The sequence below is a fragment of the Bizionia argentinensis JUB59 genome, assembly GCF_000224335.1.
In the GTDB taxonomy this organism is placed as follows: Bacteria; Bacteroidota; Bacteroidia; order Flavobacteriales; family Flavobacteriaceae; genus Algorimicrobium; species Algorimicrobium argentinense.
Genome location: NZ_AFXZ01000062.1, coordinates 1 through 1,654 on the forward strand (window position 1 = coordinate 1; position 1,654 = coordinate 1,654).

The window sequence follows — 1,654 nt, forward strand, 5'->3', positions numbered from 1 at the left end:
GTCAGACTGTCTAATAACTTGTTCATACTTTTCAAGAAAAACCCAAGGTCGTTTTTTAGCTTTTTCGTATCTTAATGCTATGAAATTTATATCTGGAAAAGACCGAAAACAGACCTGCCTCTTCCCCGTTTCTTTGGAAGATTCTATTGATCAATACAACAGCGTAAGAGCCATTGACCTATTTGTAAATCAACTTGATTTAGAAGATCTTGGATTTAGATTAGACCATACAGAAAACGGCCCTCCAGCTTATCATCCTTCAGCTCTCTTAAAACTCTATATCTATGGATATATGAACAGGATACGTTCTTCTCGTATACTTGAAAAAGAATGTCGAAGAAACATAGAAGTCATGTGGTTGCTTGAATCTCTTACTCCTGACCACAATACCATTAGTAATTTTAGAAAAAATAATCCCCAGGCTATCAAGAAAGTCTTTTTTGCTACTGTCCAGATTGCACGTAACTTTGGACTTATTGGTGCAACGCTCATAGCAGGTGACAGTACCAAGATAAGAGCTCAAAACAGCAAGAAAAATAATTTTAATCAGAAAAAAATAAATCGACACATTGAGTATATTGATAACAAGCTGGAGCAATATAATAAAGCCCTCGAGCAGAGCGAAAGTGAGGACCAAAAACAGGAAATAAAAAAAGATATAGACAAGCATCAAGGACGCAGAAAGCAATATAAAGAACTTGAAAAACAACTTAAAGAATCGGGCGAACCACAAATATCTACTTCAGACCCAGATAGCAAACACATGATAGTGCGAAATAATATAACAGAGGTTGCTTACTGCGTGCAAACCACGGTGGATGCTAAACATAATATTCCAGTAGACTATTTGGTAACCAATGAAAACGACTCCAAAGCAATGGGACAGATGCTACAAAGAGCCAAAACCATATTGCGAACAAATACCTTTACCGCTCTTTATGATAAAGGCTACCATACCGGCAGCCAATTCAGAATAGCAGCCAATTTAAATATACAAACACTTGTTGCAATCCCTGCATATGCTTCAAAAGCACCCGATCCTAAATATAACTCAGGAAATTTTAAATACAATAGAGATAGTGACAATTACACCTGCCCAGAAAATAACATCCTTAAAAGCAATGGCAGCTGGTATAAAGGAAACAACTACAAGTTTAAACAATACAAAACAAAAAAATGTAAAGATTGCCCTGTAAGAGAGTTATGCACCACATCAAAAATAAACGGAAAAGTATTACAGAGAAGTGAGTTTCATCAATATATAGAACAAAATGCAGAACGGGTGTTACAAAACCCTGAAGCATACAAGAAACGTCAAGCCATTGTTGAGCATCCTTATGGCACTATAAAAAGACAATGGGGCTTTGATCACATTATGACCAAAAACTCCAAACAACGTGCCAGCGCAGACGTTGGATTAATATTTATTGTATATAATCTTAAAAGAATATGGAATACACTAAAAACCAATAACAAGTTATTCCAATCATTACATAGCATAATTTTAGCCCTTATAACAATACTTTTGAGTCTATTAGAACCTTTTTTAAAATCAAACACAAAAAATCAAACCCTAACACCAATTTAAAACTAATTATGTAATTTAGTTGACTAAACAAAAATCACGGCAGGGTTATTAGACAGACTGACGTTA

At 35.0% G+C, this 1,654-nt stretch carries 1 protein-coding gene; it reads left to right on the top strand.

What is annotated here, in order from left to right; all coding sequences use genetic code 11:
- Nucleotides 1-79 precede the first annotated feature (79 nt).
- Nucleotides 80-1,588, top strand: a complete 1,509-nt coding sequence (locus BZARG_RS13415; RefSeq protein ID WP_008639301.1) for an IS1182 family transposase — start codon at nucleotides 80-82, stop codon at nucleotides 1,586-1,588.
- Nucleotides 1,589-1,654 lie beyond the last annotated feature (66 nt).